This is a genomic window from Pseudomonas sp. Irchel 3H3 (assembly GCF_900187635.1).
Lineage (GTDB): Bacteria > Pseudomonadota > Gammaproteobacteria > Pseudomonadales > Pseudomonadaceae > Aquipseudomonas.
Map to the genome: position 1 here is coordinate 1 of NZ_FYEC01000013.1, position 22,714 is coordinate 22,714.

Sequence of the window (22,714 nt, forward strand, 5' to 3'; positions counted from 1 at the left end):
GGGCGCCCCGTTAACCACGCTGGCCGAACGCAGGCTTGAAGCCGTGGGTAACCCGGCAGGACGCCGGGTTAGCCGCCCCGCGCCATGGATGGCGCGTGGCGGCGGCCCACGGATTCAAGCCGGAGTGAGGGCACACCGAGCCTAAGCGAGGTGCCGAGTGGTGGGGCAAGAGCCTTTTGCTTACTTTTGGGCTCCTCCAAAAGTGAGCCGCTGTAAAAGCGGAACCATAGGAGGCCGTTACCAAAGAAATGGATATGTACTCGGTCTAATCCAACCCCCCAGAGGTCGCCACGCAAGCAAGCTCCCTCGCCACAGACCGCTACAAAGTTGTGTAGATACCGATGCCCATCGCGGGCCAGCGGAGCGTCGCCCGGCGATGCACTGTTATAAAGCCCGCGCCACCCTCCGTGCACTAAGCCAAGTCACGCCGCAGGCTGGTCGAGCCAGTCCGGGCGCCGCCGTACATGGCCTGCAAGCGCCCTGAATCGCGGCTGTGCGGGGCTGACCGCGGTTCTGGCACAAAGGCTGCAATACATCTCGCAGGCCTGGCGCGCAGCAACACCGTCGTCCAGGCAGCCCCCTCGGTCAACGACGATCGATTGGCCGCACAGGTCGTGGGCAGCAGCGTTGAACCGGGCACAGCAGTCGGGTTTGCACAGCGCAAATGAACAGGCAAAGACGCCTGGAACCGTAAGGTTTCAGGCGTTTTTTTTGCTTTTAGAACAGTGATCGGGTGCTACTTATGAACTCCAATGTTGCCGCGTTGAACACCTTGCAAACCCTGGTCGTGATCGGAAACGGCATGGTCGGCCATCATTGTGTCGAACAGTTGATCGAGCGCGGCGCCCTTGGGCGCTATCAGCTACATGTCTTCAGCGAGGAACCGGTGCGGGCCTATGACCGGGTGCACCTGTCCGAATACTTCACGGGACGTGATGCCGAGTCACTGGCATTGTCCGACGCGGCGCTGTACCAGACGCCGGGGGTCACCTTGCACCTGGGAGTGCCGGTGCTGGAAATCGACCGTGCCCGGCGCCAGGTGATCACCGCCCAGGGCTGCGTCGCCTACGACACCCTGGTCCTGGCCACCGGATCCTATCCCTTTGTACCGGACATCGAAGGCGCCGAAGGCGACTCGCGGCTGGTCTATCGCACCCTCGAAGACCTCGACGCCATCCGCCGCGCCGCCGGCAATGCACAGCGCGGCGTGGTGGTGGGCGGGGGGCTGCTCGGCCTGGAGGCGGCCAATGCCCTGAAAAGCCTCGGCCTGGAAGCCCATGTGGTGGAATTTGCCCCGCGCCTGATGCCGGTGCAACTGGACGAGCTGGGTGGCCTGGCGCTGAAGTCGCAAATCGAACGGCTGGGTGTCGGCGTGCACTTGTCCCGCGCTACGCAATCGATCAGTGCCGGCGAGCAGTACCGCTATCGGATGAACTTTGCCAACGAAGAAAGCCTGGAAACCGACCTGATCGTGTTCTCCGCCGGGATCCGCGCCCAGGATGCCCTGGCTCGCCAATGCGCATTGAACATCGGCCCGCGTGGCGGGGTGGTGATCGACGACCAGTGCCTGAGCAGCGACCCGCATATCTACGCCATCGGCGAGTGTGCCTCGTGGAACGGCAGCCTGTTCGGCCTGGTCGCGCCGGGCTACCAGATGGCCCGCAGTGTCGCCGCGCAGTTGTGCGAGCAGGACGCTGAGCCCTTCATCGGCGCGGACATGTCGACCAAGCTCAAGCTGCTGGGGGTCGACGTCGGCTCCATCGGCGATGCCCATGCCCACACCCCGGGCGCGCGCAGTTACCAGTTCATCGACGAGGCCAGCGCCAGCTACCGCCGGCTGGTGGTCGACGCGTCCGGCAAGCAGGTGCTGGGGGCGGTGCTGGTGGGCGACAACAGCTACTACGACACCTTGCTGCAGTACGCCCAGAACGGCATTGCCCTGCCGGCCGAACCGGCCAGCCTGATCCTGCCATCCTCGACCGGCGCGCCCACCCTGGGTCCTGGCGCCTTGCCCGAGTCGGCCATGGTCTGTTCGTGCCATAACGTCAGCAAGGGCGCGATCTGTTCGGCCATCGACGGCGGCTGCAGCGATCTTGCCCAGCTCAAGACGCAAACCAAGGCCTGCACCGGCTGTGGCGGTTGCGCCGGCCTGCTCAAGCAGGTGTTCGAGCACGAGTTGATCGCCCGTGGTGTGAGTGTCGACAAGAGTCTGTGCGAACACTTCGCCTTTACCCGGCAGGAGCTCTACGCCCTGGTGCGGGTCGAAGGGCTGCACAGTTTCGAAGAACTGTTGGCCCGGCATGGTCGTGGACACACCGGTTGCGATGTGTGCAAACCGGCCGTGGGCTCGATCCTCGCCTCGTGCTGGAACCAGCCGATCATGGACGCCTCGCTGGTGCCGTTGCAGGACACCAACGACACCTTCATGGCCAACATGCAGAAAAACGGCACCTATTCGGTGGTGCCACGTATCGCTGGGGGCGAGATCAGCGCCGAGAAGTTGATCGTGATCGGCCAGGTGGCGAAGAAGTACCAGCTGTACACCAAGATCACCGGTGGCCAGCGCATCGACCTGTTCGGCGCCCAGTTGCACCAGTTGCCGCAGATCTGGGGCGAGCTGATCGAAGCCGGTTTTGAAACCGGGCATGCCTATGGCAAGTCGACCCGCACGGTGAAGTCCTGCGTCGGCAGCACCTGGTGCCGCTACGGGGTGCAGGACAGCGTGGCCATGGCCTTGCTGATCGAGGACCGCTACAAGGGCCTGCGCGCACCGCACAAACTCAAGTTCGCGGTCTCCGGCTGCACCCGTGAGTGCGCCGAGGCCCAGAGCAAGGACGTCGGTGTGATTGCCACCGAGAAGGGCTGGAACCTGTACCTGTGCGGCAACGGCGGCATGCGTCCGCGGCACGCCGAGCTGTTTGCCACCGATCTGGATGACGCGACCCTGATCCGCTACATCGACCGTTTCCTGATGTTCTACATCCGCACCGCCGACAAATTGCAGCGCACCTCGGTCTGGCGCGAGAGCCTGGAGGGCGGGCTGGATTACCTCAAGCAGGTGGTCATCGACGACAGCCTGGGGCTGGGCGAGGAGCTGGAGTCGCAGATGCAACTGGTGGTCAACCGTTATGAGTGCGAGTGGGCCAATGCCCTCAAGGACCCGGACAAACTCAAGCGCTTCCGTACCTTCGTCAACGACGAGCGTCCCGACCCGAGCATTCATTTTGTCGAGGAGCGTGGGCAACGCCGGCCCATCATGGCCGCCGAACTCAACCTTATCCCTGTCACCGAGGAGCTTGCCTGATGAACCTGTCCAATTCCCCGCGCGCCGCCGCCCGTTCACCCCTCTGGCAATCGGTGTGCAGCCAGCACGATCTGGTCGACAACTCGGGGGTGGTGGTGTGGCTCGACGGCGCACAAGTGGCGCTGTTCTACCTGCCGCAGGCCGAGGGCAAGACGCTGTATGCCATCGACAACCACGATCCGCAATCGGGCGCCTACGTCATCGGTCGCGGGCTGGTGGGCAGCCTCAAGGGCGAGCTGGTGGTGGCGTCGCCCCTGTACAAGCAGCACTTTCGACTCGAGGACGGGTATTGCCTGGAGTATCCGCAACAGCGCCTGCGAGTCTGGCCGGTGCGCCTTGAAGGTGGGCAGGTGCAAGTGGACGTGGCCAACGATTGACCGACAGCCACCTGCGTCACCTGCCGGTGCTGGAGGCGGGGCAATTGATCGGGCTGCTGTCGATTGGCGATCTGGTCAAGCAGGCCATCGTCGAACAGGCCGATCTGATCCACCAGTTGGAGCATTACATTCGCGGGCACTGAGCCTGTGATTGGCTGACTCAGAAGCGTCCGTTCAGGGGGTACTCGACGGCCAGGCGAATCTGCTCGGTGTCGAGTTCTGCCTGGGCGGTGTTGCCGCGGTGCAGGTTGTGCCGCAGTGACAGGGCCAGGTCCTTGGCCGGGCCGCTTTGCACCACATAGCGGGCTTCCAGGTCGCGCTCCCAATGCTTGCCGCCCTCACCGTAGCCCAGGTAGGCATAGCCACCTGCCGGGTCGACGTGGCGCCCATCAATGTTGCTGCCGCGCACATAGGCGGCGCTGAGCACCAGGCCGGGCCAGCCGAGCGCCTGCAAACCCAGGTCGTAACGGGCCTGCCAGGATTGCTCGTTGGGGGCGTTGAAGTCCGAGAGTTGCACGGCATTGGTGAGGTAGATCGCGCCCCGGGTCACGTAGTCGAAGGGCGTATCGCCATCGACCTTCTGGTAGCCCAGGCTGAAGGTATGAGCACCGTTGCGGTAGCTGGAGAGCAGGCTCCAGGTGGTGTTGTCGATCTTGCCCGACCAAGCCTGCCCGGTGTCGAGGGTGCGGTACAGGTTGAGGTTAAGCGTCAGCGTCTGGTCGAGCCCCAGGGCATGGCTGTAAGTGCTGCCCAGGTAATGTTGGCGCCAGCTGTCTTCGTAGTGTGCGCTGTACAGGCTGGTGGAAAGCCCTTCAATCCCGTCGTAGACCAGCCCGGCAAGGTCGAAGTTGTTGCCTTGCCTGGCGTTGGAATAGTTCACCACAAACCCCTGGTCGTGGCTGCTGGCGTTGCGGTCGGTGCTTTCGTTGAAGTGACCACCGAGCATTTTCCAGCCGGCGAACTCCTGGCTGTTGAGAAAGAACCCGGTGGAGGTTTCCGGCAGCAGGCGACTGTCGGATGAACTGAAGACCGGGGTCTTGACCCGTTGCTCACCGTAACTGAGGGTGGTCGAGGAGGTGCGCAGCTTGAGCGCCGCGCCGCCACGGCCGAACTGGTCCTTGGGATGACCGGCGTTATCGAGCCCGAGCAAACGCGCCTTGCCGGCCCGACCGCCGCCACTGTCCAACTGCCAGGCGGCATAGGCATGGGCATCGACGCCCACCCCGACCAGGCCCTGGGTAAACCCGGACTGCAGGCTGCCCATCAATCCGTATCCCCACTCCTGAGCATTGCCACTGCGTTCGTTGCGCGGCTTGTAGGCATTGCGTGCGGCGTTGTTGCGCGCGCCGTGCTGGTACTCGCGGTGGTCCAGGACGCTGCGGTTGAGCAGGCTCCAGCGACTGTCCTCGACCAGCCCGCGCGACTCTTCCTGGGCCGAGCCAGCCAGCAACGTGGTGGACTGCGCGGCGAGGGCGAAGGGCAGGGCGAGACGCTTGAATCTGATCATGTATGGGGTCCTTGCATACACCTTGGGCAGGCTGACAGTGCATGCCTGTGCAACGGGGTTTCGAACGGGTCTCGTAATGTAATACTATTACACAAAATATCAAGCCCAAAGGCCCAAGACAGGCCGTTTCCTCCACCCTCTGCGTTGCGAATCCCCCATGACAAATGCTGTTGTCCGACCCGCCGGCGCTGGCCGGTTGCTGTCCATCGATGCCCTGCGGGGCTTGGTGATTCTGTTCATGTTGCTCGACCATGTGCGCGAAACCTTTCTGCTGCACCGCCAGGTCAGCGACCCCATGGACATCGCCACGACCGAACCTGCGCTGTTCCTGAGCCGCACCCTGGCCCATCTGTGTGCGCCGATCTTTGTCCTGCTCACGGGCCTGTCTGCCTACCTGTATGGCGAAAAATACGCGGGCAAGACAGATGTCTGCGGCTTCCTGTTCAAGCGCGGGTTGTTCCTGGTGCTGCTGGAGATCACCCTGGTGAACTTCGCCTGGACCTTCCAGATTCCGCCGACTGTGATCTACCTGCAGGTGATCTGGGCCATCGGCCTGAGCATGCTGGCCCTGTCGGCGCTGGTCTGGCTGCCACGCCCGTTGTTGCTGGGCTTGAGCCTGCTGATCATCGCCGGGCACAACCTGCTGGACGGCTTGCACTTTGCGCTGGAGTCGGCGCTGCATGTGCCGTGGGCGGTGCTGCATGACCGCGGCTGGATCGAGTTCAGCGAAGGCCTGCGCCTGCGTACCTCCTACCCGGTGCTGCCGTGGATCGGCGTGATCGGCCTGGGATATGCCATCGGCCCCTGGTTCGCCCAGGCCAGTGATGCCGCCTGGCGCCAACGTGCACTCTGGATCGGCGGTATCGCCGCGCTGGCGGGTTTTGTCGGGTTGCGCTTGCTCAACGGCTACGGCGACAAACCTTGGGTCCAGGGCGAGAGTACCCTGCAGACGCTGATGAGCTTTTTCAACATCACCAAGTACCCGCCGTCCCTGCTGTTCATCACCCTGACCCTGAGCCTCGGCCTGCTGCTGTTGCGCGGGTTCGAACGGCGCCAGGGCAGCCGCTGGATCCTGGTGTTGAGCGTGTTCGGCTCGGCACCGATGTTCTTTTACCTGTTGCACCTGTACGTCTTGAAGTTCGCCTACCTGTTGGCAGTGGCGTGTTTTGGCCTGAATCAGGGCAGCTACTACGGGTTTGATTCCGTGTGGGCGGTGTGGTTGGCGGCGGGGCTGTTGGCGTTGACCCTGTACCTGCCGGTGCGCTGGTTCTCAAGGCTCAAGAGCAGTCGCCGGGATTTGGTTTGGCTCAAGTATTTTTAGTCGCACTTGCTGATTTTCTGCTGGGGGCCGTCCCGCAGCGTGCAAGTCTGCGGGCGGCTAGAGAAGCAAGTACCTGTCAACTCTGACAGTAGACACGTCCGGTCCATTGGCGCTTTGATAAAAGCGTTTGTAGATTGCAGCGCCCGTACCCGCGGGTGGCTGTGCAAGGATGAGTGTCTGTCAGTTCCTGTCTCTATGGCTGTCCTGCCATGTTGTGGTCATGCAGTGGAACCGCATTGGAAGACATTCCAATCACAACACCGGGCTAGACTCGTCATACCGTGGCGCCAGCCCTGGGTCAGGTGGTTCGCAGCGCAACTCGATCAGCAGATCTTGCGAGGCAACGAAGCACTTGGCTGACGCATGAGGCTTGAGTCATGGATAAGTCTGTCGGTGTGTGTCGCTGGCTGTTGATGCTGGGGCTGGTTGCTTTCGGTGTGATCATTGGCGTGGTTTTGTTTCCACTTACCGCCGAATCTTCCCCGGTACAGGCTCAGGCTTGTACCGCGCCGGCCTATGAAAAGGGCAAGGTCTATCAACAGGGGGACCAGGTCCAGCATAAAGACCAGCAATTCGAGTGCTGGAAAGATGAAGACGGTCCGCCGCTGGGGATAGGCAGTTGGGCGTGGTGCCAAGTACCTGCCTATGAGCCGTTGCTCCAGGGCGGCCCTTGGAAAGATGCCTGGAAAGAGCTCGGTGAGTGCGGTGGTTTCGCGGGTAATCGCCTGACCCTCAGTTTCGCTACCCTGAGTGGCAAGGCTCCCTTGAAACCAGCAGTGCCCGGTGTCGTGCGAGCCGATGAGGTGCTGACCGGGGTCTTGCGCTGCAAGGCCGAAGAAATCCCGATCAGTGCCAAGGCCAGCGAAACCATCCACCTCGATAATTTGAAAGCCTGCGACTATCAACTGGTGATGAATGTCGCTGACGGTTTTGTCCCGTTGAACACCCCGCGCATTATCTCGTTCAAGCAAGCAGAGGGAGACGAACAAGCGGTGACGGTGAAATACCGGCCACCGGTGGAGGTCGCCAAGCTCAGCGGCCTGCCTGGAATCAAGATCGAGTTGTTCGCCCAGGGCTTGATCCAGCCTCGGCAAATGGCCATGGGCAAGAATGTGTTGTATGTGGGTTCCAGCGCCATTCCTTCGTATATCTATGAAGGCAAGATTGCCGACATGATTTATGCGTTGCCATTGGACGCAGCGGGTAAACCGACGGCCATCCATGTGCTCGCCAGCGGTCTGGAAGAGCCTCACGGCGTGGCCTGGCGTGACGGTGACCTGTATTACTCGACCACGGGCGGGCTGTATCGCTTGCGCGATGCCGATAACCATTACAAGGACCCCAAGCCGGAGCGGGTCTTCAACTTCCCGGCCGACGACAAGCTGTTTCCCCTGCCGCCCCTGGCCTCCGGTTCCAACACCCGGATCTGGCACATGAAGCATCCCTTGCGCTTCAACCCGCTGGACCCGACGGACAAGTGGCTGTACACGGCGGTCGGTATTCCCTGCAACCTGTGCATGATTCCCGCCGATCAGCGCTACGGGACGCTGTTGCGTTATTCACTGGAGACCGGTGAATCACAAGTTCTGGCCAAGGGCGTGCGCAACTCCGTGGGCTTCGATTGGAACCCGCAAAACGCCAGCCTGTGGTTCAGCGACAACAATCGCCAGGGTTTCCCCAATCCCGATGAGATCAACTGGATCAGTGGCCCCGGCCTGCATTTTGGGGTGCCGTACCGGTTTGGCAAGGGCACACCCGGGTTCACCCAGGAGGAGTACCAGAACCCCGGAGTGATCCAGCCGCCCTTGGTGCCTGGTGCCATTGTCTCGGACAAATCCCCGGCCCAGGTCAATCCGGCGGACTATGTGCCCGCTGCGTTCGAGTTGGGAACCAACACCGCACCGCTTGGGGTCAAGTTCTGGCGGGGCTATCCCACCACCAGTGGAAGCCAGCGTTTGCTGGTGGCCGTGCACGGTGCCGGTTCTGCGGCAAGTCCAGGCATGGATGTGCAGATGCTGACGATCCAGGGCGGAACGCGGGTGGTCAATCAGATCCCTTTGATCAACGGATTTGTCCAGGACCCCGATCGTTTCGATGTGTACTGCCTGGATAACTCGTGTATTGGTCGGCCCGCGGAATTCCTTGAGTTGGCCGATGGCAGCCTGCTGATCAGCGACGACGTCGCCGGGGTGATTTATCGCGTGCGCTACGATGCCAGCGAGCTGCCGGCCACGCAGTTGGCGTTACGGCCCATGCTGCCTCCGGCGGGTTACGAAAAGAAAATGATCAGCGGCTTCCTGACTGCCCCCGACGGCAATCGTCGGTTGGTTCAGGTGTCGTGGAATCCCGAGGACAGTGACGCCGGTTTGGTCCTCAACGGACTGCCCTATGGCGTCTATCAGCTCAGGCTCAATGATGTAGAAGACTGGATTCCCCAGGTTCGCAACACGGCCTTCACCCTGTCTGCCACCAACAAGGCTCAGACCATCAGCCTGCGCTACCGTGAGCGGCCGATAAAGCTGGAGGTCAAGGTGACGATCAAGGCACCGGGCAAACCGGCGTCAGTGACCGATGCGCAGTGGCATTTCAGCCTGGTCAACGAAGCGCAGAGTGGTGCCGAGCCGCAGGTGATCCAGGTGCCCTGGGGCGCCAGCACCACGCAGATCCTGGACTACGGCAAGTACAAGGTCATCTACCCGTTTTATTCGAAGGCCAAGCCTGAGCCGGAACTGGAGCAGGTGGTGATAGATGAATCCAGCGAGGACAGGCAATTGCCAGCGGTCGCGTACCGTCCTGTCGAGAACCTGGGGGAGACGGTGCTGGCCCAGGCCTGTACCAAATGTCACGCGGTCGAGTATTTCGACAGCTTGCGCATGGCCCTGGCCTGGAGCGTGGCGGGGCAGGACGCGCTGGTCAAACAGATAAAAAGCATGCCGGTTTCCGGGCATTGCGACACCACGTGTGCCAGCGAAATCAGCAAGCACCTGATTAATGTGGTGTGGAAGCCTTACCTGGATCCGTCGGAATCCCATGGGGTGCGGCAGCTGCGCTTGCTGACCCCGGATGAATACGCCGCCAGCGTCAGGGACATCCTGGCGGTCGAGATCAATCCCGAGAAGCTACCGGCCGACAAGTCTGAGAAAGACTTCAAGTACCCCGGTGAGGCGGACAAGGGCATTGCGCAGGCAGAGGACGTCAAGCAGTTCTATGACATGGCGCTGTGGGTAGCCGACAAGGTTGCGCCGTCGCGCTTGAGCGTCCTGGCGCAATCGAAGCTCGGGTCGGATCTGGTGACATCGTTGGGGTATCAGCTGTTTCGCCGTCCAGTCAGTGATGCCGAGCGTCTGCGCTACCAGGCATTGTTCGACGAACAAGGTGCGACTGGACTGATCGCCGCGCTGCTGCTGTCGCCCCATTTCCTCTATCGCTCCGAGTTGGGTTTGGCGACGGAAGAGGGGGGCAGTGTGTTCAAGCTGACACCGTTCGAGTTGGCGACGGCGCTGTCCTATGGATTCCTGGGCACCACCCCGCACGCCGAACTGTTGGCCAAGGCCCAGCGCAACGAACTGCAAACTGCGCAACAGATCTCGGCAGAGATCGAGCGCATGATGCGTACGGACAAGGGCATCGAGCAGTTCAACCGGTTTGTCAGCTACTACGTCAAGACCATTCGCGGCGTCCAGGAAAAGCCGGGGCTGAGTGCGCAAATGATCCAGCTCATGGCGCAGGAACAGTACCTGTTGAGCCGCAACCTGATGTTGAACGCAGGCACTTTCGAGGAGTTGTTCAATCCACGCTACACCTACCTCAACCAGGCCCTGGCCGCGCACTACGGGATCGATGGGGTTTCTGGCAGCACCTTGCACAAGGTCGCGGTCGACGATAAACGCGGTGGGCTGCTGCATCTGGGGCTGACTCAGGCCGCTACCTCGGACTACCAGGCCACCTCGTTGGTCAAGCGCGGCATCATGATCCGCGAGCAGATGTTTTGCCGCGATTTTGGTGCACCGGTGGAGGCGGATCCTACGCCACCTGCCTACCCGGCGCGGGCGATTACCACCCGCGAGCACTGGGACGCGTCCAACGGCGAGCAAGCGTCAGAGGGGCGTTGCTGGCGGTGTCATCAATACATGAACGACACCGGGTCCTCGATGGAGCACTACGACGCGGCGGGGCGCTATCGCCTCGAGGAAAAAGCCTACAACTTCAATCAGTACCCACAGATGGTGGCAATCAAGGCTGCCGGTCCATTCCTCATGGCGACTGGCACCGAGCCGATCAATGACGTACGCGATATCGCCAAAATCATTCCGCGTAACCCGGCATCGCAGTTCTGCATGGCCGACAGTTACTTCCGGTTTGTCTTCGGCAGTAAATCCGATGTGTCGACGTCAGGAACCGTCAAGGCAGTGGCCGATGGATTGAAAACTTCGGGCTCGCTGGCCGACATGCTGAAAACCTTGGGCACTTCCAAAGCGTTCACCTACAAGACTGAGAGGAACTGAGCATGGGCATCCTGAAGAGTCGTCGGCGTTTTCTCGCGGGCCTGGCTGCAGCGAGTGTCTATGGTCCGTTGACTCAGTTTGGCCTGGCGCGCATGGCGTTGGCGGGGCAAAGCCAGCAGGCCAAGTTGAAGATTGTGTTTGTGGTCGTGCCCGATGGCCTGGCGGTGGATTCCTATACCGGGGGCGGTTTTGGCGATGGTCGCGGATTGTGGCATCCACAGGTGCAAAGCAGCGATACCACGGCATTTACCTTGAATGAGGTGAGTGCCGAGCTGGCAACCTATCGCAACCAATCACTCTACTTGCGTGGACTTATCCTGGGGCCGGAAGGCGCCAACGTAGGTCATTTGGGCTGGACATTTGTGTTGCGCGACAGTGCGGGGAGCCAGTCATCCATCGACATACTGCTGGGTCAGGCGCTGCCGGGCACCGAGCCGTCTCACCGCAGTCTGTTTGCCGGTCCCCATGCCGGCGTCGATGGTACGCCCTGGTTCGTGTCCTATCAGGGCAATGCGATCCGCACACCTTATCGTGATCCGGTGCTCATGGCGCAGGCGTTGTTCAAGGAACCCGGTCTTGCTTCATCGAGTCGGCAGCCTGGCGGCAGTACTCTATTGCAGACCTCCCTGGCGGATATCCAGGAAATCAAAGGCAAGTTGTCGGGCGCTGAGCGGCAGAAACTCGATACCCATCTGGATTCAGTGGAACAGGTGATCAAGGACCTCGACCTGAGCCAGCCACCGATTGGCGAATGCAAGCCATTGACCGTGGAACCGCTGGATTACCGTTCGGCAAAGGACCGCACCCGAATTCAGGCCAACCATCACCAGGTAGTGGCGACGGCCTTGAGTTGCGGGATCACTCGAGTGGCGACGATTCAGATCGGCCGTTCGGCGGAGTCGCTGAACATCCTCGACGTCAGCCCGGGCAACAATCCCCACGAGTGTGCCCACCGACTTCACCAGAAGGAGTTATGGAAGGGAACACGTCAATGGTATGTCCAGCGGGTCAAATTCCTGATGGATGAATTGGCCCGCTATCAGGACCCCCATGTGCCAGGCGACAGTCTGCTCGACCATACACTCGTGGTGCTGACCAGTGAGATGGCGGACGGCGCGCCGGAGCACATGATCGACATGCCGCTGCTGTTGATGGGCGGGGCGAGTGGATTGCTTAAAAGTGGTGATGGCGCCGGACGCTATCTTGATGTGACGTCGCAGGCCGATCGCAAGCACCACACGGGCAATCCGGTTATCGGTCAATACATGGTCGATATGCAACGCATATGGGCAACCATCGCCAAGGCCGCCGGAACCACTGTGCCTTATGGTGGGAACATCGAGCCGGTCAGCGGGATTTTCAGCAATGTGTGAAGGAGCGTTCGGCGGTTTTGAGGTTGCCGAGCAATTGGAAGTAGTATCTGGACGCCCTCTACTCGGACAGCCACGGCGGCTACCTGGTGCGGCGCGACGTGCTGGAGCAACTGCAGAAGTCGTGGGCACCTTAACGGACGCACCGACACCAGCGTGGACCTGACCTTCGCCGTTGCCGATGGGCTAATGCGCTATCAAACCTGTGGGAGCGGGCTCGCCCGCGATGGCGGTGTGTCAGGCAGCATCGATGTTGACTGTGCTGGCCTCATCGCGAGCAAGCTCGCTCAGGATGTGTGCAGGGTGCACGCTGGACCTTTGGCTGGATATGCCCACAAATCCAGGATCAAAAGATTGCATATCGCGCTCAATGCCCCACCAACTCCTCCAGCAGTTGCTCTTTGTAGCCCTGCAATACGGGCGAACTCCGGTCCCGGGGGTGGGGCAGGTTGACCTGGATCTGGTGCTTGATCCGCCCCGGGTGGGCGTCCATGACGATCACCCGGTCGCCCAGGTACAGGGCCTCTTCGATGTCGTGGGTGACCATGATCACCGTGCAGCGTTGCTGCACCCAGATGCGCTGCAGTTCGTGTTGCAGGCGGACCCGGGTCAGGGCGTCGAGGGCGCCCAGGGGTTCGTCGAGCAGCAGCACCTTGGGGCGGTTGATCAGGGCGCGGGCGATGGCGGCCCGCTGGGCCATGCCACCGGACAGCTGGTGCGGGTAGGCGTTCTCGAATCCCTCGAGGTTGACCAGGGCGATGTGCTCGGCCACCAGGCGATCCTTTTCGACCTGGGACAGTGGGTGGTTTTTCAGGGCCAGGGCGATGTTCTTGCTCAGGGTCATCCAGGGAAACAGGCGGTGGTCCTGGAACACGATGCCGCGTTCCAGGCTGGTGCCGACTACGGGCTTGCCATCGAGCAGGATATCGCCCTGGTAGTCGCCCTCCAGGCCCACGATCAGCCGCAGCAGGGTCGACTTGCCGCAGCCGCTGGCGCCGACGATGCTGATGAATTCGCCAGGGCGGACCTTGAGGTTGATGTTGTCCAGTACGGGCAGCGGTTGGCCTTCGATCCGGTAGGCCTTGCTCAGGCCGCGGACTTCCAGGGCGCCGCAGGGCAGTGTGGTGCTGTGGGGCAAAGCGTGATGGGCAATGGCGTTCATGGGGTGGCCTTTCAACGAATGTTGCGCCAGCGCAGCAGGTGGCGACTCAGAAGGGTAAACAGCAGGGTCATCAGGTAACCGCACAGACCGATGCACAGCACGCTGAGGACGATGATCTCCATGCGCGCGCCGGCTTCGGCGTTCATCATCAGGTTGCCCAGGCCGGCCCCGGACGACAGGAACAGCTCGCTGCCCACGGCGGTGACCCAGGCAAACGCCAGGGCGTGCAGCACGCCGGTGGCCAGGCTCGGCAGCGCCGCCGGCAGCAGCACATGGGAGAACTGTTGCCAGCGGCTGAGCACCAGCACCTGGCCGACTTCGCGGTAGCGTCCCTCGACGTGCGTGAAACCTTGATAGGTGTTGAGCACCATCGGGTAGAACGCCGCGAGCGTGACGATCAACACCTTGGAGAACTCGCCGTTGCCGAACCACATGGCAATCAGCGGGATCCAGCCGAGCATCGGCACCTGGCGAATCGAATGAAACAGCGGGCCGATCAATCGGTTGGCCACGCTCGACAGCGCCATCAGCACCCCCAGCGCGACGCCAAAGACGATGCCCAGGGCCAGGCCGGTACTGGTGCGCGCCAGGCTGGCCAGCAGGTTGACCAGCAACTCGCCATTGCCGAGCAGCTCGAGCAAGGCCTGGCCGATGGTCGACAGCGGCACGAAGGCATAGGCCCCGGCGGCATCCTGGCGCGACAGGTATTCCCAGCCACCGATCAGTAGCAGCGGCAGCAACAGGCCGCGGGATTTTCCGAGTAAAGGGGGCATGGCGGGCTCCTAGCGGGTTTGCCAGCGGAACAGGCGCTGTTCGAGTTGGCGAAAGGAAAAGTCCAGGGCAAAGCCGATCACCCCGGTGACCACCACACCGACCATCACCACGTCGATGCGCAGCATCTGCCGGCTCATCTCGATCATCTGTCCCAGGCCGCTGTCGGCGGCGAGCAACTCGGTGGCTACCAGCACCACCCAGGCCCGGGTCAGGCTGATGCGAAAGCCGGTGATGATCGGTGGCGTAGCGGCGGGCAGGGCGATCTCGCGGACCAGGGTCGGCCAGCGCAGGCGATACACGTCGGCGACTTCGAAATAGCTGCGCGGGATGGCCTTGACCCCCTCGCTGGCGGCCAGGGCCACCGGGAAGAACGCGGTCTTGGCGACAATGATGATCTTGAAGGTTTCATCGATGCCGAACAGCAACACGAACATCGGAATCAAGGCGATGCTGGGGATCTGCCGCAAGGTGTGGAACAGCGGCGCGCAGTAGATCTCGACCTGCCTGGACAGGGCCATCAGCACCCCGAAGGCCAGGCCGCACAGCGAGCCAATGGCAAACCCCAGCCCCAGGCGGGACAGGCTATTGCCCAGATGCTCCAGCAGCTCGCCGCTGGCCAAGAGTTCGGCGAAGGCTTGCACCACCTGGGCGGGTGGCACCAGCAGGTTGCGTGGGAAAATCCCGGCCTCGGCCACCCCTGCCCAGAGCACCAGCAGGGCCAGGGGCGAGATAAGCCAGGTGAGAGCGGTCAGCAAGGAGTGTGGGCGCATGGCGGGTCTTATTTCGGCGAAGTACCCGAGGGCTATCGCAAGAGCTGTGCCATGTCCTCGTTGCAACCCCGCCCCCGCCCCTGTAGGAGCGAGCTTGCTCGCGATGGACGTCAACGATAACGCGCGCAACCAGGATGAACGCACTGTTCTTGAGCCCATCGCGGACAAGCCGCAATCCGCAAGCAGGCGCCGCAATCGGGCACCGCAAGCAGACACCTGCTCCTACAGACGCACCCGTTGCTGCCAGGGCAACACCCCGGCAGCAGTGGCGGTCAGAACTCGTAGCTGACGCTGGTGTAGTAGAACGCGCCCTGGGCACCTTCAGGGCTGGTGATCGAGTACTTGGGCACGCCGTACAGCTGCGTACCATCGGCCTCGTCCGGGTGGGTGTCGAACAGGTTGATCGCGCCCACCGAGACTTTCAGCGCCTTGTCGAAGGTGTACGACAAGTCGAGGTCGGTGACCCACTGCGAGCTGTAGGTCTGGTCCAGGTCCGGGTTGCTCGCGTTCAGGCTCTTCCATTCGCCGTAGCGGCGCTGGGCAATGGTCACGCCCCAGTTGGCGTACAGCCAGTTGGCGCTGAGCACCAGCTTGTTCTCGGGAGTGCCTTCCTCGATCAGGCCCTGGGTCGCCCGGCCGACAATTTGCTCACCCTTGATGTTGCCAACGTCCCGCAGCTGGGTAATGTCCGTATGGTTCTTGCTGAAACCGCTGCTCAGGTTCAGCCGGCCCCATTGCGCCAGGTCGAACTGATAGTTGCCGGTCAGCTCGATGCCGTCGGTGCGAGTGTCGGCCACGTTGGTGTAGAACGCTGCGCTCTGGATATTGGCGTACGGGGTACCGGCGAAGATCGGCGACACCACCGAGGCCGGTAACTGGTCGGAGAGGGTGATGCGGTTGTCGATGTTGATCCGGTACGCATCGATGGTCACCGACGCGTTGGGCAACGGCCGCCATACCAGGCCCAGGGAGTAGTTGGTGGACTCTTCCGGTTTCAGCGAAGTACCGCCCAGCAGCGCCGCTTCCGGGCTGTTGGCGCGCAGGGTGCGTTGCTGGACCTCGACATAGTTACCGCTGCCCGGCGGCTGTTCGACCACCTGCACACTGAACGAGGACAGACCGCTCTGCACCAGCGACGGTGCGCGGTAACCGGTGCTGGCGGTGGCCCGCGCGGCAATCTCTGGGGTGAAGTCGTAACGCAGCGACAACTTGCCGTTGGTGGTGTCGCCAAAGTCCGAATAGTGCTCGCTGCGCAGCGCTACCCCGGCCTGGAATTGCTCGGTTAGCTGGGCTTCGACATCGACATAGGCCCCCAGTACCCGGCGGTCCAGGGACGCCGCGTCGACCTGGGTGATGCCCGAGTAATACCCGGGAATCCGCCGGCTGGTGAAGGGGTCGACGGTGTTGAACAACGGCCCGTTCTGCCAACCGGCCGCTTCCCCGGCGCTCAGCTCGTAGTTCTCCTGGCGCCAGGCCAGGCCCGCCGACAGGGTCAGGGGCTTGAACAGCAGGTCGGTGGGAAAGTCGCGCACCCAGTCCAGGGTGGCGTTGGTCTGGTCGACCTGGCGCTTGCCGGTGTAGATGTTCTGCGGACTGCCGGCGCCCCAGCTCGGGTTGATCGCATTGCGGTCGTCGGAGGTGAGGCGGTTGTCGCCGTAATTCAGTGCCAGGTCGAACTTGCCCAGTTGCTCGTCGTCCAGGCGCAGGCCACCGGTCACGGCATAGTCTTCCAGAGAGTAGCGGGTGACCGGCAAGCGACCATCGGGGAAGCGCTGCAAAGCGTTGCTCCCGTAATTGTTGCGCAAGGTCGTGGGCGGGTCGAAGAAGCCCTCGGCATCGGTGTTCTTGTGCGAGTAGGTGGCGAAGCCGTAGGCGGTCAAGCCTTCGCCGACCCCGATCTCGCTGTTGGCGACCAGGTTGTACTGGTCCGAGACGTTGCCCGAGCCCCAGCGCCAAGTGCGGTAGCGGTTGTTCTGTTCCTTGGCGGTGTTGATGCTGGTGGAACCGGGGTAGTAGATCCGGTTGTCTGGGTTGGTGTCGCTGGCCGGGTCCTGGCTGCCGGCGTCGAAACTCAGGGTCAGGAAGCCGTCGTTGGGCAGGGTAAAGCCTTTCCAGCCGCCGAGTTTGCGCTGGATGCCGTCACCCTTGTCGTAGCCACCGAAGCGGTAGCCGAGGTTGCCGCCGTCATCCTTCTCCTTGAGCACGATGTTGATCACCCCGGCGATGGCGTCGGAGCCGTACTGGGCCGCCGCGCCGTCACGCAGGATCTCCACGCGCTGGATCGCACCCAACGGAATCAGACTGAGGTCGACCGCCGCCGCCCCCCGGCCGTTGACCAGGCCCTGGCGGGTGACGTTGGCGCTGGTGTGCCGGCGTTTGCCGTTGACCAGCACCAGCACCTGGTCGGAGGCCAGCCCGCGCAACGACGCGCCCTGGGCAATGGAGCCGGAGAACGCGCCCTGGGGCGATTGCGGGTAACTGAAGGACGGCGACAGTGCCGTCAGTGCGCCGGACAGGTCGTTGGCGCCGGTGTCCTGTAGTTGCTCGCTGGACAGCACGTCCACCGGGGCGGCGCTTTGCAGGGCGGTGACGTCGCTGCGCCGGGTGCCGAGCACGACCACGGTGTCCAGGTGATCGTTGCTGGCACCGGTCGGGGCAGGGTGGGTTTCGGCGGACATGACAGGCAGGGCAAGGCTGCCAATGACCAGCGCCACGGCGCTGGCCAACGGGTTGTGGTGGAGCATGGGCGGATTCCTTTCTAGGGCAAGAGGATCAACCTGTAGGAGCGAGCTTGCTCGCGAAGAACTCGCAGGCGCCGCGTGCATACTGAATGCACGCGTCACTGTTGACGTTTTTCGCGAGCAAGCCGCAAGCGTGCACCCGCTCCTACAGGTGGTGGGTCAGAACCGGCTGGTGACGCTCAGGCCCACCGTGCGGGGGTCGCCGTAGGTGATCACGTATTGGCCGAGGGTGCCGTTGGGCCGTCCGTGGACTTGGTAGCGGCGGTCGGTGAGGTTGTTGACGAAGCCGGTGACGCTGAGTTTTTCATCCGGGCTGAACCAGGTCAGGCGGCTGTTGGCCAAGGTGTAGTGCGCCTGGCTCAGGGTCTTGTCGGCGCTGCTCTGGCGGTCGGCGAGGAAGTATTCCTTGTCGCGGAAACTCACGTCGCCACCGGCCACCAGCTTGCCGCCGATCTCCAGTGGGAAGGTGTAGTCGCCGCCCAGCGAGACTACGTTGCGCGGCGAGCGCACGAAGCTGTTGCCGCTGTAGTCGCCGGTGACCGCACCCGTATTGGGGTTGGTGTTCTTGAAGTCGGTGTACTCGGTGTCCAGGAACGAGATCGCCGCGCGCAGGTGCAGGTACTCGGTGGGCTGGCCTTCGAGTTCCAGCTCGGCACCCTTGACCTTGCCCGCGGCGCCGTTGGTCAGGGCGGTGGTCAGCACGCCGTTGTTGACCGTCAGCAGGTTGACCTGAATATCCGAGTAGTCGTAGTAGAAGATGTTCGCGTTGGCCGTCAGGCGACGGTCGAACCACTCGGATTTGAGGCCGATTTCATAGGCGTCGAGTTGTTCCGGATCGACCGTGGTCAACTGCGCCAGGCTGGTCGACAAGCCGGTGTTGAAGCCGCCGGAACGGAAGCCGTGGGCGTAGCGGAAGAACACCCGCAGGTTGTCGTTGATCCGGTACTCGGGGGTCAGGTCGTAGGTCCAGGCTTCCCAGGTATTGGCTTCCTGGCGGTTGCCGTTGGTGCCGACGCCGCTCAGTGGAATCAGCGGGCCGTTGGCGCTGGCGCGGGTCAGTTGGGTCAGGTCGAGGTCGATGTCTTTCTTTTCCTGGGTGTAGCGCAGACCGCCGGTGACAGTGAAATTGTCGGTGAAGTCATAGGTCAGGTTGCCGAACAGCGCGTAGCTGTCGGTCTTGTGGTCGTAGTTGAGGTCACGCAGGTCAGTGACCCCGCCGATCTGGTTGGAGCCACTGCCATTGGGCGTCGGGCCCGGGGTAATAAAGCGCGTGGCCGAGCTGTCGAGGGTCTCGTGGAAGTAGTGGGCGCCGGCCAGCCAGCGCAGGGTTTCCTGCTGGGGCGAGGCCAGGCGCAGTTCCTGGGAGTACTGGCTGTATTTGTTGTCGGCCGTGGCGGCGCCGTTGACTTCGTATGGCGTGTAGTCGGCATCGCTGGTGGACTGGCCGCGGATGTAGTCGTAGGCGGTGATCGAGGTCAGGGTGTAGTCGCCCAGGTTCCAGTTGAAGGTCAGCGAGGTGCCGTCATGGTCGAGCTTGGCATCTTCATTGACGTTGAGTTCGATGTCGCGGCCGTTCGGGCGCTGGTAGCCGACGTTGTAGTAACGTCCCACCGGCAGCGAGCCGTTGCTGCCGTCGCCATTGTGCTGGCGGGCGTGGACCTTGAGCAGGGCTTCGAGGTCAGGGTTCAACTGGGCAAGGAACTGCACGCGCACGGCTTTCTTGTTGACGTCGCCGTAGGTGTGGCCGTCGGTGAGGTTCTCGGCGAACCCGTCGCGCTCCTCGGAGTACAGCGCCACCCGCGCGGCGAGTTTTTCGTCCACCAGCACACCGCCCAGGGCGCCGCTGACGATGCGTTCATCCTTGCTGCCGACACCTAGCGTGCCGTAGCCGTTGGTCTGGGCATCGAGGCTCGGTTTTTGCGAGATGATGTTCACCGCGCCCGCCGTGGTGTTCTTGCCGTACAGGGTGCCCTGGGGCCCGCGCAGAATCTCGATGCGCTCCAGGTCATACAGCGGGCCGCCACCGGCAATGGGTGCGTTGAGGTAGACGTCGTCGGAGTAGATCCCCACCGGGTACACGGTGGCAGCGCCGGTATCGCCAGTGCCCAGGCCGCGGATGTACCAGCGCGGACGGCCGTCGCCGTCGGGGTTCTTCGCCGAGGCGTTGGGCACGAAGGTGGTGATGTCGCCCATCGACCGCACGCCGTCGGCCGTGATGCTGGTGCCCTGGATCGCCGACACCGCCACCGGGATCTCCTGCAGGGTTTCTTCCTTGTGCTGGGCGGTGACGGTCACGGTTTTCAGCGCCGGCTCGGTGCTGGTCTTGCCGGCGTCGCTTTCTGTTGTCTCGGCTGCCAGCAATCCCTCGCTGACGGCCCCCCCGGCCAGCAGCAAGGTGAGCCAGATACTCTTGGTGATTGGATTAAGCTTATGCATGTTGGTACTCCCCCGATAAAGTTTCACTAACAGGGGTAGAGCAGAGATCGTGCCAATAGCTTTGAGGGCTGTGCTGGTGGTTGCTTACTTTTGCTAAGTGGCTGATTAATAAAGGATAAAATTAGTATTTTATTTGATGTTAAAGCCTCGAAAAGTTCGGGTAAAAGTTACCGGGAAAACCCCTGTCGATTATTCAGCATGGGTTGCTGTGAGGCTGCTGCTGTAGCAACACAACTGCCAACCGTTGTGTTGCTACAGGGTCATCAGACCGCCACTCTCGATGTCGAGCCAATTACCGTTTCCAGCACGCTGAAGTCGATCCACTCGCGCACATCGAACCGCCGTGGAATGAAGTCCCAGCGGTGCAGGAAATCGGTGAAATCCTGCAGGGCGGTAATCGAGCGGCTGTCCAGGGTGGTGCGCAAACGCCGGTGTGCGTCTTCGCCATAGGCGGCGGCCACCCAGTATTCGCTGGTGTTCAGCTCGCGGGCGAGAAAGCGCCGGGTTTCATCCGGGTTGGCCCACGCCCATTGCTCGGTGCGCAGCACGGTGTCGACGATTTTCACACTGGCATCGAAGTGTTCGTGCAGCAGGTGGGTGTCGACGGTCAGGGTGCGCGGCGTGCCGTTGTTGGAGCGAATCAGTGGGTCGGGGTGCGAGCCAGTATCGACCACCACCTGCAGGCCGAATTCGTTGGCCAGGTGTACGGCGTGGGCGCCCTTGAGGAAAATCGCGTCGATGTCGCCGCGCAGCAGGCCGATCAGCTCGTTATTGCGCTGGCTGAAGCGGCTGGTGCCGAGGCTGACTTCCGAGCCATACACGTGTTGCTTCTGATCGTCGCTGTAGGTGCCGCCGTAGGGGTAGTCCACCAGCTCGACATCGCTGACATTCAGGCCCTCCAACTTGAGTGCGTTCTCCAGCCCGCGCAACGCTTGGGCGCGGGTGAAGTCGATCTGCACGTTGGCCCATTTCGGTACGCCGAAGCGGCGGTTCTTCAGGTCGCGAATGCTCTTCACCCCGCTTTCGGCAGTGGTCAGGATCAGTTGCACTTCATCGCTCCAGGACAATCCCAGGACCCGGGTCTGCACTCCACTGGCGTAGGCCCAGATAGCCGGGATATTGCCGCCGTGACGCACCGAGTTTTTCAGGTGATGGTCATAGTGGGCCTCGCGAACTTCCCGTTCGCTGGACTCACGCAATGACTGGATATTGGTGCCGAACGGCTGGAAAGCCTCGGCCAGGCGCCCGGATTGCACCGCAATGCCAAGCCCGGTGGGCACCGGGCTGTGGGTGTACCAGAGGGTATCGAGTGGTTTGCTCATAAAGGGATCTTCGTTCGAGTCCATGAAACCGATCACCCCGCCGCGCTAGGGTGATCGTGCGGTTGGGGTTAGCCGGTGAGGGCGGTCTGCAGGGCTTGTAGCGGACGCGGGTCGATCCATTGGCGCACGTCAAAACTGTTCGGGATAAAGCGCCAGCGGTGCAGGAAGTGAGTGAAGTCCTGCAGGGCGTCGATGGCCTGTTCGTCGAGTGCGGTGTGCAGGCGCTGGTGGGCGTTGTCGCCGTAGGCGGCGCTGACCCAGTACTCGCTGCTGTTGGTTTCCCGCGCCAGGTAGCGGCGGGTTTCATCCGGGTGGGTATGAGCCCACTGTTCGGCCCGCAGCACCGCGTCGAGAATGCCGCTGGCCACGTCAAAATGCTGCTCCAGCAGGTGCAGGTCGACCGCCAGGGTGCGTGGCGTGCCGTTGTTGCTGCGGATCAGCGGGTCGGGGTGGGCCCCCGTGTCGATCACCGTGTGCAGGCCAAAGTCGTGGGCGTACTGGGCGGCGCTGGCACCCTTGAGGAAAATCGCGTCGACTTCGCCGCGCAGCAGGCCGATCAGTTCCAGGTTGCGCCCCTCGACCCGTTGCGTCGCTACCGGCGTGCCATTGACGGTATGCACCTGCGGGTCGCTGAAGGTACCGCCATACACAAAGTTCACCAGTCGCACGTCGCCGACCTGCAGGCCTTCGAGCTTGAGGGCGTTCTCCAGGCCACGCAGGGCCTGGGCCCGGGTGAAATCGATCTGCGCGCCGGCCCAGTCCGGCAGGCCGAAGCTGCGGCCCTTGAGGTCCTTGACGGTTTTTATGCCGCTGTCAGGAAGGGTCAGGATCAGTTGCACTTCGTCGGCCCACGACAGGCCGATCACCCGGGTCTCGCGACCCTGGGCGCGGGCCCAGATCGCCGGGATGTTGCCGCCGTGGCGCACCGAATTCTGCAAGCTGTGATCGAAGTGCGACTCGCGCACCGCCTTGTCCGTGGACTCGCGCAGCGATTGCACCCGGGTACCGAGGGCGCCTACGGTGTCCTGCAACCAGCCTTTTTGCACGGCGATCCCCAACCCCGTGGGGACCGGGCAGCGGGTGTACCAGAGCGTATCGAGTGGATGGCTCATCAAGTCGTCTCCC

Annotated in this window: 13 protein-coding genes and 1 pseudogene; 6 read left to right on the forward strand and 8 right to left on the reverse strand. The window is 62.5% G+C overall.

Translation table 11 applies throughout. The features are described from left to right. The first annotated feature begins 742 nt into the window (after positions 1-742). From nirB to CKW24_RS15435, 3 genes and pseudogenes are all read left to right on the forward strand, one after another. Positions 743-3,304, forward strand: a complete 2,562-nt coding sequence (nirB, locus tag CKW24_RS15425; protein ID WP_095169041.1) for a nitrite reductase large subunit NirB — start codon at positions 743-745, stop codon at positions 3,302-3,304. Next, complete coding sequence (nirD, locus tag CKW24_RS15430) at positions 3,304-3,681, forward strand: nitrite reductase small subunit NirD (RefSeq protein WP_095169042.1); 378 nt, start codon at positions 3,304-3,306, stop codon at positions 3,679-3,681. The genes nirB and nirD overlap by 1 nt, the downstream gene beginning before the upstream one ends. Beyond that, positions 3,678-3,824, forward strand: a pseudogene (locus CKW24_RS15435) (histidine kinase); the annotation flags it as partial. The gene nirD and the pseudogene CKW24_RS15435, both read left to right, overlap by 4 nt. A 17-nt stretch (positions 3,825-3,841) precedes the next feature. Here CKW24_RS15435 and CKW24_RS15440 read toward each other — a convergent pair. Further along, complete coding sequence (locus CKW24_RS15440) at positions 3,842-5,188, reverse strand: OprD family porin (RefSeq protein ID WP_095169043.1); 1,347 nt, start codon at positions 5,186-5,188, stop codon at positions 3,842-3,844. A gap of 157 nt (positions 5,189-5,345) precedes the next feature. Between CKW24_RS15440 and CKW24_RS15445 the strand changes: the two genes are divergently transcribed. From CKW24_RS15445 to CKW24_RS15455, 3 genes are all read left to right on the forward strand, one after another. Beyond that, positions 5,346-6,509 carry a DUF1624 domain-containing protein gene (locus CKW24_RS15445; protein ID WP_095169044.1) on the forward strand — a complete coding sequence of 388 codons (1,164 nt, stop codon included), beginning with the start codon at positions 5,346-5,348 and terminating at the stop codon, positions 6,507-6,509. A 377-nt stretch (positions 6,510-6,886) separates the two neighbouring features. Then, positions 6,887-11,014 carry a DUF1592 domain-containing protein gene (locus CKW24_RS15450; protein ID WP_095169045.1) on the forward strand — a complete coding sequence of 1,376 codons (4,128 nt, stop codon included), beginning with the start codon at positions 6,887-6,889 and terminating at the stop codon, positions 11,012-11,014. A gap of 2 nt (positions 11,015-11,016) precedes the next feature. Further along, positions 11,017-12,387: a DUF1552 domain-containing protein gene (locus CKW24_RS15455; protein ID WP_095169046.1), complete on the forward strand. Its 1,371-nt coding sequence runs from the start codon at positions 11,017-11,019 to the stop codon at positions 12,385-12,387. Between the two features lie 364 nt (positions 12,388-12,751). Here CKW24_RS15455 and CKW24_RS15460 read toward each other — a convergent pair whose 3' ends face one another. The 7 genes from CKW24_RS15460 to CKW24_RS15490 form a co-directional block, all read right to left on the reverse strand. Continuing rightward, entirely contained in the window at positions 12,752-13,546 is a 795-nt protein-coding gene (locus CKW24_RS15460; protein ID WP_095169047.1) for an ABC transporter ATP-binding protein, read from the reverse strand. A gap of 11 nt (positions 13,547-13,557) precedes the next feature. Then, positions 13,558-14,319, reverse strand: coding sequence for an ABC transporter permease (locus tag CKW24_RS15465; RefSeq protein ID WP_095169048.1), 762 nt, complete (start codon positions 14,317-14,319; stop codon positions 13,558-13,560). Between the two features lie 9 nt (positions 14,320-14,328). Then, positions 14,329-15,090 carry an ABC transporter permease gene (locus CKW24_RS15470; RefSeq protein ID WP_095169049.1) on the reverse strand — a complete coding sequence of 254 codons (762 nt, stop codon included), beginning with the start codon at positions 15,088-15,090 and terminating at the stop codon, positions 14,329-14,331. Between the two features lie 272 nt (positions 15,091-15,362). Continuing rightward, entirely contained in the window at positions 15,363-17,834 is a 2,472-nt protein-coding gene (locus CKW24_RS15475) for a TonB-dependent siderophore receptor (protein ID WP_095169050.1), read from the reverse strand. 156 nt (positions 17,835-17,990) lie between these two features. Continuing rightward, positions 17,991-20,267, reverse strand: a complete 2,277-nt coding sequence (locus CKW24_RS15480; protein WP_095169051.1) for a TonB-dependent receptor — start codon at positions 20,265-20,267, stop codon at positions 17,991-17,993. Between the two features lie 263 nt (positions 20,268-20,530). Continuing rightward, entirely contained in the window at positions 20,531-21,589 is a 1,059-nt protein-coding gene (locus CKW24_RS15485; protein ID WP_095169052.1) for an ABC transporter substrate-binding protein, read from the reverse strand. Positions 21,590-21,657: 68 nt separating this feature from the next. Beyond that, entirely contained in the window at positions 21,658-22,701 is a 1,044-nt protein-coding gene (locus CKW24_RS15490; RefSeq protein ID WP_095169053.1) for an ABC transporter substrate-binding protein, read from the reverse strand. Positions 22,702-22,714 lie beyond the last annotated feature (13 nt).

Bases quoted from the DNA above. Each gene is read 5' to 3' on its own strand.
- nirB (WP_095169041.1), top strand. From the start codon at position 743: ATGAACTCCAATGTTGCCGCGTTGAACACCTTGCAAACCCTGGTCGTG.
- nirD (WP_095169042.1), top strand. From the start codon at position 3,304: ATGAACCTGTCCAATTCCCCGCGCGCCGCCGCCCGTTCACCCCTCTGG.
- CKW24_RS15440 (WP_095169043.1), bottom strand. From the start codon at position 5,188: ATGATCAGATTCAAGCGTCTCGCCCTGCCCTTCGCCCTCGCCGCGCAG.
- CKW24_RS15445 (WP_095169044.1), top strand. From the start codon at position 5,346: ATGACAAATGCTGTTGTCCGACCCGCCGGCGCTGGCCGGTTGCTGTCC.
- CKW24_RS15450 (WP_095169045.1), top strand. From the start codon at position 6,887: ATGGATAAGTCTGTCGGTGTGTGTCGCTGGCTGTTGATGCTGGGGCTG.
- CKW24_RS15455 (WP_095169046.1), top strand. From the start codon at position 11,017: ATGGGCATCCTGAAGAGTCGTCGGCGTTTTCTCGCGGGCCTGGCTGCA.
- CKW24_RS15460 (WP_095169047.1), bottom strand. From the start codon at position 13,546: ATGAACGCCATTGCCCATCACGCTTTGCCCCACAGCACCACACTGCCC.
- CKW24_RS15465 (WP_095169048.1), bottom strand. From the start codon at position 14,319: ATGCCCCCTTTACTCGGAAAATCCCGCGGCCTGTTGCTGCCGCTGCTA.
- CKW24_RS15470 (WP_095169049.1), bottom strand. From the start codon at position 15,090: ATGCGCCCACACTCCTTGCTGACCGCTCTCACCTGGCTTATCTCGCCC.
- CKW24_RS15475 (WP_095169050.1), bottom strand. From the start codon at position 17,834: ATGCTCCACCACAACCCGTTGGCCAGCGCCGTGGCGCTGGTCATTGGC.
- CKW24_RS15480 (WP_095169051.1), bottom strand. From the start codon at position 20,267: ATGCATAAGCTTAATCCAATCACCAAGAGTATCTGGCTCACCTTGCTG.
- CKW24_RS15485 (WP_095169052.1), bottom strand. From the start codon at position 21,589: ATGAGCAAACCACTCGATACCCTCTGGTACACCCACAGCCCGGTGCCC.
- CKW24_RS15490 (WP_095169053.1), bottom strand. From the start codon at position 22,701: ATGAGCCATCCACTCGATACGCTCTGGTACACCCGCTGCCCGGTCCCC.